The 7,663-nt window shown below is 59.8% G+C and carries 7 protein-coding genes and 2 pseudogenes; 6 read left to right on the top strand and 3 right to left on the bottom strand.

The window, feature by feature from the left end:
- Positions 1–59 precede the first annotated feature (59 nt).
- A complete protein-coding gene (locus ACTRWG_RS22360) occupies positions 60–983 on the bottom strand; it encodes a LysR family transcriptional regulator (protein ID WP_161631046.1) in 924 nt (307 codons plus the stop codon).
- A 164-nt stretch (positions 984–1,147) separates the two neighbouring features.
- On the opposite strand from ACTRWG_RS22360, the gene ACTRWG_RS22355 reads away from it, so the two are divergent.
- Positions 1,148–2,548 carry a sodium/glutamate symporter gene (locus ACTRWG_RS22355; protein ID WP_051357621.1) on the top strand — a complete coding sequence of 467 codons (1,401 nt, stop codon included), beginning with the start codon at positions 1,148–1,150 and terminating at the stop codon, positions 2,546–2,548.
- Between the two features lies 1 nt (position 2,549).
- Positions 2,550–3,977 carry a M20 family metallopeptidase gene (locus tag ACTRWG_RS22350; protein WP_027233656.1) on the top strand — a complete coding sequence of 476 codons (1,428 nt, stop codon included), beginning with the start codon at positions 2,550–2,552 and terminating at the stop codon, positions 3,975–3,977.
- 244 nt (positions 3,978–4,221) lie between these two features.
- Here ACTRWG_RS22350 and ACTRWG_RS22345 read toward each other — a convergent pair.
- A pseudogene (locus ACTRWG_RS22345) lies at positions 4,222–4,341 on the bottom strand (ATP-binding protein); the annotation flags it as partial.
- A gap of 6 nt (positions 4,342–4,347) precedes the next feature.
- Positions 4,348–4,698: pseudogene (locus tag ACTRWG_RS22340) on the bottom strand (IS110 family transposase); the annotation flags it as partial.
- A gap of 367 nt (positions 4,699–5,065) precedes the next feature.
- On the opposite strand from ACTRWG_RS22340, the gene ACTRWG_RS22335 reads away from it, so the two are divergent.
- Genes ACTRWG_RS22335 through ACTRWG_RS22320 form a run of 4 tightly spaced genes read left to right on the top strand, consistent with a single transcriptional unit; the run spans position 5,066 to position 7,532 of the window.
- Positions 5,066–5,788 carry an energy-coupling factor ABC transporter ATP-binding protein gene (locus tag ACTRWG_RS22335; RefSeq protein ID WP_027233661.1) on the top strand — a complete coding sequence of 241 codons (723 nt, stop codon included), beginning with the start codon at positions 5,066–5,068 and terminating at the stop codon, positions 5,786–5,788.
- Positions 5,763–6,380 (top strand): energy-coupling factor transporter transmembrane component T family protein, encoded by a 618-nt coding sequence (locus tag ACTRWG_RS22330; RefSeq protein WP_027233660.1) that lies wholly within the window; start codon positions 5,763–5,765, stop codon positions 6,378–6,380. Before ACTRWG_RS22335 ends, ACTRWG_RS22330 begins: the two co-directional genes overlap by 26 nt.
- Position 6,381: 1 nt before the next feature.
- On the top strand, positions 6,382–6,930 hold the full coding sequence (locus tag ACTRWG_RS22325) for a biotin transporter BioY (protein WP_027233659.1): 549 nt from the start codon (positions 6,382–6,384) through the stop codon (positions 6,928–6,930).
- 26 nt (positions 6,931–6,956) lie between these two features.
- On the top strand, positions 6,957–7,532 hold the full coding sequence (locus tag ACTRWG_RS22320) for an MOSC domain-containing protein (protein WP_027233658.1): 576 nt from the start codon (positions 6,957–6,959) through the stop codon (positions 7,530–7,532).
- Positions 7,533–7,663: the final 131 nt, after the last annotated feature.

Raw genomic sequence — 7,663 nt, 5'->3', positions numbered from 1 at the left:
GTCCGGGGAAAGGGGAACCTCGGCCATCACCCGATTTGCGCAACAGAGTCGTTTCGTTCTCAAATCTCAATCGAAGCCAAAAACGCTTCGACTGCGGGAGTTCGGACATTTGACATCGAATAAACGAATCCGACTTTGTCATGCGTTGTTCGAAAGGGATATGGATATCCTCTCAGCCATGGAAAGTTGAGCAGCCCTTCTTTCGCAGAGGTTTTTATTGAAGGAGGGGCCGGGAAAAGCGAATAGCGATCCTGTTGCATCAGGATTTCTGCGATGAGGAGCCCATTGTTGGTTTCTATTCGGTTTTGCGGAAGGGGTTCCCGATGAAATGCGCAAAATCGTTCGAAATGTTCTCTCATAGGTGTGCCTGACAGCGGCAGGATCCATGGCTTTCCGAGCAACTCTTGTACGTCTGCAGGGGGCGGAGGGATATGATTTCCTGCGGCAATGATCATGCCTGTTTCGGCGAGAACGCTTGTTCCAAATCCACGCTGCTCAAGCCCCGGTTCAAGGCGGCCAAAGACCAAATCGACCCTCCCATAGTGCAAATCTTCGAGCAGTTCCGGTAGCAGCCCGTCTCGCAGTGCAAAGGTTATCTTGGGGTGGCTGTGCTTGAAGTCTGTGACCAGCCTGGCCATTCGATCCAAAAGGGAAACGTTGTGTAATCCGAGAACAATATCGCCATAGTCCAGAGACTCCACCATACCGGCCAAATTTTCGAGCGCAAAAATATTGGCAACAACCTTGCGTACCGCCAGGAGCAGTTCCCGCCCCAGCTTGGTGCGCCTTAGCCCACGAGGGTGCCGATCGAAGATTTGCACGCCGAATCCATCTTCGATTTCTGAGAGTGTCCGGGAGACCGAAGCCTGTGCAACATTGAGCCGCTGGGCTGCACGACTGACGCTGAGCGTGTCGTCGAGTGCAAGCAAAATGTGCAAATGCCTTACCTTTAATCTCGTCCGGACAAAGTGCGAAATCTCCATTTGGCATGCATCCCTTTGGAAAGGCTTTGATATCATAAAAATGTTATACTAAGTGGGTTCAAAGTCAATTTTTCCGAAACCCAAGCAGACCTAACCTGCCTATGAGTGATGTACCTTTGGGGCACACAATTGGATTTATGGAGAAAAAAATGACTGGAGCTTCTATGAGCCATGTGTTGCAGGGCTTTGCCCTGCTCGGCCTGTTTCTACTAATCGGCACGTTCCTCCGCGCCAAGATCGGATGGTTGCAAAAACTGTTCATTCCCGCATCTGTGGTCGGTGGTGCCGTCGGGTTGTTGATCGGGCCGCAAATCTGGGGCGACCTGACGCCGGTTCAATACCCCGCCGACTGGATCAAAATGTATAGCCTTCTTCCGGGTATCTTGATCATCCCGGTTGTGGCCTCGGTTCCGCTCGGGATTCAGTTGTCCCGAAAGGGCAGTTCAGCCGGTACAGCGCGAAATGTGTTCAACATGTTCTTCCTGATGGCTGGGCTATTCGGTTTGCAGCTTGCCGTAGGCGGTGCCGTCGGCGCATTCTTCGCGACTTCGATGCCGGATCTCGGAATCTACGCCACCTTTGGTCTCGAAATGCCGCTTGGCTTCTCGGGCGGACATGGGACCGCAGGCGTCATCGGCAATATGCTGAATGGCATGGGGTTGGAATATTGGGAAGTCGCACAGGGTGTTGCGGTGACATTTGCGACGATCGGTCTGCTGGGCGGGATCATCGCAGGCATCGTCATCATCAACTGGCTGAACAAGCGTAAGCTTCTCGATGGTGCCGCCGATCCGCAGAACCTCCCCAAATCCTGGCTGACCGGTCTTGAACCCAATCCCGAGAAACAACGCGTTGCCGGTCGAGAAAGCACTGTTTCCACCTCGATCGACGTGCTGGGCTTCAACCTTGCCTTGATCCTTGCGGGTTCCGGGCTCGCGATCTTGCTGCGCTCCTTCGTGCGCTCACTCGACCTGCCGCTGATCGGCGTGGTCCCGGTCTGGGCCTATGCAATCATTGTTATGTGGCTCGTCTGGCTTGCCATGACCCGTCTCGGGGTTGCTTGGTTGGTCGATCCGGGCACCAAGAGCAAAATTGCCTCGTCCCTCACCGATTTTGCCATCGTCGCTGCGCTTGTGTCCATGCCGGTACAGGGTGTGTTGACATTTGCCGCTCCGATCCTGATCGCCGCCGGGATCGGCTTCATCGGGACCGTTGCAATGAGCGTCCTGCTGCCGCGGAAACTGTTTAACTCTGCGCCGTTCGAGCGTGCGATGCTTGTCTTCGGCACGGCCTCCGGCGTGTTCCTCACCGGTTTGCTGCTTCTCAAGATCTGCGATCCTGACCTCAAGAGCCCGGCGATGCGTGATGGTTCGCTCGCCTATTCGATGAACACGGTTCTGGGTTTTGTACTGATCCCGTTCATCGTCGGTGCCGGCGTCCAGTCGGGACCGATCGCGATCGCGGGTGTCGGGGCGGTCGTGCTCGTTGGGGCGATTGTAGGCATGTTTATCGTTTCTCGGATGCGCGGTTCCGCATCTGCCGCTGGTCAGAAGGAGGGTGTGTAATATGAATGCTTTTGTCGAAACGGATCGCCTGATCGATGAACTAAAACCCGGATATATCGATCTTAGCGACCGTATCTGGGGAATGCCCGAGCTGCGCTATCAGGAAGAGCAATCCGCAGCCGCTCAAATCGAGATGCTCGAAGCTGCAGGGTTTAAGGTCACGCGGAACGTTGCGGGCATCCCGACGGCCTTCATGGCTGAGGCCGGCTCGGATGGACCCCTCATCGGATTTCTCGGTGAGTTTGACGCGCTCGCCGGCCTCTCTCAAGAGGCCGGCGTTGCCGAGAAGCATACCGTGGAAGGCGGTGGAAACGGTCACGGCTGCGGTCACAACCTTCTGGGGGCGGGCGCCATGCTCGCCGCCGTTGCGACCCGCGATTATCTTGTGGCAAGCGGCAATCCGGGACGCGTGCGCTACTTTGGCTGTCCTGCAGAAGAAGGTGGCTCCGGCAAAACCTTCATGGCGCGCGAAGGCGCTTTTGACGGGGTGGATGCCGCATTCTGCTGGCACCCCGCTTCCTTCAACAGTGTCATTGCGGCCAATTCTCTGGCAAACATTCAGGCCTACTTCCGGTTTTCCGGTCGCGCTTCCCATGCCGCAGCTTCGCCCGAACTCGGGCGCTCCGCTCTGGACGCACTCGAACTCATGAGCGTCGGCGTTCAGTATATGCGCGAACATATGCCGGAACGGGCCCGCGTGCACAGCGCAATCACGAACACGGGTGGCATCTCCCCCAATGTCGTCCAAGATTACGCAGAGGCGCTCTACCTGATCCGTTCCCCGCAGGTGTCCGAAGTGATGGCTTTGTTCGAACGAGTCAGGAAAGTGGCCGAAGGCGCCGCGATGATGACCGAGACGACTGTTGAGGTCGAAATCGACAAGGCCTGTTCGAACCTCCTGCGCAACTCGACTCTGGACCAGTTGATGCAAGCAGAGATGGAGCGTGTCGGCGGCATCCAATTCGGCCAAGAGGACAAAGCCTTCGCGGCGGAAATTCAGAAAACCCTATCTGCGGCCGATATTGCGGCAGTTTATGACATGTTCAATCTAGAGCAAAAGGGAGACGTGCCGCCACTCGCCGGTCAGGTTCTTTCAGTACCAACACCCGACATGGTCTTGCCCGGATCGACAGATGTCGGCGATGTTAGCTGGCAAACGCCGACGGCTCAGGTGATGACGGCCTGCCATGCGGTGGGAACACCATTCCACAGCTGGCAACTCGTCGCTCAGGGCAAGTCCGGCGCGGCGCATCAGGGGATGGTCTTCGCGGCAAAGACAATGGCGTCAAGTGCCGTAACCCTCTTTGAAAATCCCGAGCTGTTGCAGCGCGCTCGTCAGGAATTCAACGCGAAAGTCGAGAGAACGCCCTACAAGTGCCCCATTCAAAGCGACGTTGAATTGCCGTTCCGTCGGACGCGAAACGGCTAATGGCTCCCTGACGTCGGCCCGGAACCGTCTGCGCCGTCGTCAGGCCCGCAGATTATAGTGACCCGCGTCAATCTCACATTACTTTGTTTGGGATTGCCAAGTTGTTTGGGAGTGATTGAGAAAGGTTAGACCTCGGGTGCGTATTCCGACGTATTCGGCCACTGATTCCGATTTTATCCGGCCACCTGTACCGAAGTATTCGGCCACCCTTGACGCGTTGCCGTGAGGCATAGGTTTCGGGGTATCAGGTCTGAGGTGTTACGTCATCCTTTTCGGCGATGGTTTTCCGCATGGACTGGCCCTCGAGTTTGATGCGGTAAGCGTTGTGGACGATGCGGTCGAGGATGGCATCGGCGAAGGTGGGTTCCCGGGTCTTCACATGCACCGGACGGTATAGGTTGACCCGCATCATCTGCGCGATCCCACGCGCATCATTGCGGTCGGTCTTGTTCACCTGCGCCTTGAGGAAGGCCTTCGCGTGGCGTGTCTCGATACAAATCACCGGAAGCCCCGCGCGCGCCAGCCCTTCGAACAACCATTGCGACAGCGGACCGGCTTCCAACCCAATCCGTTCGAAATGGACCCCGATACCGCTCAAGGCTAGAGAGAGCTCCTCGGGGTGGCTCGCAATCTTCATTTCTGAGCAGACTTGGCCGTCGTCGTCGACAACACAAATGGCGGTTTCTTTTACTGAGACATCCAATCCGGCATAATGTTTCATGCTGCGTCTCCTTCCTTGATGCTTGTGGCTGCTTCACACAGACCACGTATTATCATCAGCTCGAGACGCAGCACCTACCGGAGACCGAGGCTGGAAGTGGGGCGCAAGCCGAATACCCCATCTGACCCTAGCCAATGCAACGCTCCACCACCTCGCTTCCCGGCCAGCAGCAGTCATACCAATAGCCGCAGCCGCCGATCACTTTTGCCGGTGGCGCTGCCCTCCGACAGGCTGACACTGCTGTCCTCAGCATCCGCGGCAGATCTGGCCAGGCGGCGGTGCCCTCGGGCAGGAAAAGCTTGATATTTACGCAGCCGCAGTCCAAGGCTCCGCCGCAGATTGACGAGCAGCGGAAAGACCAGAAACCATGACCAGCCGGATCGAGCTTTGCGACCTCGTCTTTACCGTCGAAGGCAAGACGATCCTGCGCGGCCTGTCTCTGGATCTAACCCAGCGCCGGATTGGCATTGTCGGGCGCAATGGCTCGGGCAAATCGACCCTGGCCCGCCTTATTGCCGGTCTGACCCGCCCCAGCAGCGGCCAGATCCGCGTCAACGGGCAGGATCTGGCCCGCGACCGCCGCGCCGCGCTGGATGAGGTCGGCATCCTGTTTCAGAACCCCGAACATCAGATCATCTTCCCCACTGTCGGCGAGGAATTGGCCTTTGGGCTTGAACAGCAGGGCCAAAGCAAACCCGAGGCCAAAGCCACCACCGCCGCGGTGCTGGCCCGCTTTGGGCTGAGCCATTGGCAGGAGGCCTATATCAACACGCTGTCGCAGGGGCAGAAACATCTAGTCTGCCTGATGGCGGTGGTGGCGATGAACCCGCGGCTGGTGGTGCTGGACGAACCTTTTGCCGGGCTCGACATCCCCACCAAGGCGCAGCTGAACCGGTATCTCAAGCTCTACCAGGGCAGCCTGCTGCATATCACCCACGACCCGGCAGATCTGGCGGATTACGACCATCTGATCTGGATCGATCAGGGCCAGCTGCGCCAGTCTGGCCCGCGCCACGACGTCATGGAGGCCTATCTAGCCTCGATGCATGACCAGGGAGGGGCCGATGATCTCGCTCACCTCACCGGTTAGAACCCGCGCCCACGGCTGGCCCGCCGGCACCAAGCTGGCACTGTTGGGGTTGGCGACCTTTGGCCTGTTCATGCTCAGCGATCTGCGCCTGCAGGCGCTTGCGGCGCTGGGAATGCTGGCGCTTTATGCGCTGCCGGGCCGACGTTTTTTCCTCAGCGGCATGACACGGCTGCAGGTGCTGTGGCCCTTTGTGGCGATCCTTGCGCTCTGGCATGGCGTCACCGCCACTTACGCGGAAGGTGCCCATTTCATCCTGCGGCTGCTGACCACCGTGGGACTGGCCAATCTGGTCACCATGACCACCGCCTTGTCCGAGATGATTGCAGTGTTTCGCTGGCTCACCTCGCCGCTGCGGCAGCTGGGGCTGAACACCCGCGCGATGGAACTGGCGATTGCGCTAGTCATCCGCCTGCTGCCCACATTGATCACCAACGGCCAGCGCCTGACCCAAGCTTGGCGCGCCCGCTCCCGCCGCCGCCCCGGATGGCGTGTGGTGGTGCCCTTTACCCTGCTCGCACTTGATGATGCCGACCACCTGACCGACGCCTTGCGCGCCCGTGGCGGCATTCTGGAAACCAAGGAGAAACCCTGACATGGAACGCAATGTCGTCCTGATCGCCCTGTTCACCGCCATGATTGCCGCGCTTGGCCTGCTGCCCAAGCTGACCCTGGCCAGCGGTATTCCGATCACCGCCCAAAGCATGGGCGTCATGCTCTGCGGCACCGTGCTGGGCGCCAAGCGCGGCGCGCTGTCGGTGCTTTTGTTCCTGCTGCTGGTGGCCGCAGGCCTGCCGCTGCTGACCGGCGGCCGCGGCGGTCTGGGTGTGTTCACCACCCCCTGGGCAGGCTTCTACATCGGCTTCCCGCTGGCTGCCTTTGTGGCTGGCCTGGTGATGCAGACCTGGCAACGCGGCAATATCACCGTGATCGCCGTGGCGGCGGCTTTGGTTGGCGGCATTGGCGCGATGTATCTGGCCGCGGTGCCTTATTACATGCTGATGAAACCTGCCGGTCTGGGGGAATCCCTGCTGACCGTCATGGCGCCCTTCGTGCCGGGGGATCTGATCAAGGCCGTGGTGGCCGGGCTGATCACCGGCGCGCTGTACGAGGCCCGCCCCTCCAGCGTACTGTCGCGCAGCTGATCCACAGGCCGGCGGAGGGCAGCCAGATGACCACAGTTCCAAGCAAGCGCTGCGCCTTTGCCAGCCGCGCCGAATGCGACGCGGCGCTGCCGCACATCCTCGCCGCCCCGCGCGACGCGGCCGCCATCGACAACCTGTGTTTCCGCCCTGCCTATGGTAAACGCTGCTTTCCCGATCAACTGCACCTGACCGTGGCTGGCGGCATTGCCGATGAGCGCTGGTTGAAAGCCCCCTGGCTGACCCTGCCCGACGGCAGCCCGGACCCGCGCATTCAGGTCTCGATCCTGCCGCGGCGGGTGATGGACCTGTGCTGGCGCGACCGGGTCAATACCGTGCATCCCGGCGACACCATGGTGGCGGACCTCAACATGAGTGAGGCTAACCTACCCGCCGGCACCCGCCTGCATGCGGGCAGCGCGGTGCTTGTGGTCTCGGACAAGTTTAACACCGGCTGCGCCAAATGGCGCGACCGCTATGGCGCCGACAGCCTTGCGTGGATCAACCACAAACCCAACCGCCCGCTGCGCCTGCGCGGCGTGCTCTGCCGGATCGTGCAGGACGGTGTGATCCACGCCAGCGACCAGATCCGCGTAGAGCGCTGAGCGCCGCGCCGACCGTTCCACCAGCCAGGCCGTTGATGGCAGCGAAATCCGACGATGCGCTGCTTGCCGCCGACGCGGTGTACCTCGCCAATTGGCCGGCCGGCCACCGCAATGGTTCCCAGCGGCTCGAC

This window comes from Leisingera sp. G5_S3_59_S7 (assembly GCF_054968485.1).
This window is presented reverse-complemented; position numbering and strand designations above follow the sequence as displayed.